Consider the following 300-nt stretch of genomic DNA (forward strand, 5'->3'; position numbering starts at 1 on the left):
CAGCCTACGCACTTTCACTTGGATAACCAACACCAAGCTTGCCTAGCCTTCTCCGTCCCTCCATCACTGATTATATAAGTACGGGAATATTAACCCGTTTCCCATCGACTACGCATCTCTGCCTCGCCTTAGGGGCCGACTTACCCTGCCCTGATTAGCATGGGACAGGAAACCTTGGTCTTCCGGCGTGGGGGTTTTTCACCCCCATTATCGTTACTCATGTCAGCATTCGCACTTGTGATATGTCCAGCAAACTTCACAGTTCACCTTCAGCCACTTACACAACGCTCCCCTACCCAG

General features: G+C 51.3%; 1 rRNA gene (running past both ends of the window). It reads right to left on the reverse strand.

From position 1 onward, the window contains the following. Positions 1–300: ribosomal RNA gene (locus KO518_RS16945) — 23S ribosomal RNA — on the reverse strand (it extends past both window edges: 1,438 nt to the left, 1,301 nt to the right).

This window comes from Aestuariibacter sp. A3R04, assembly GCF_018860805.1.
Lineage (GTDB): Bacteria > Pseudomonadota > Gammaproteobacteria > Enterobacterales > Alteromonadaceae > Alteromonas.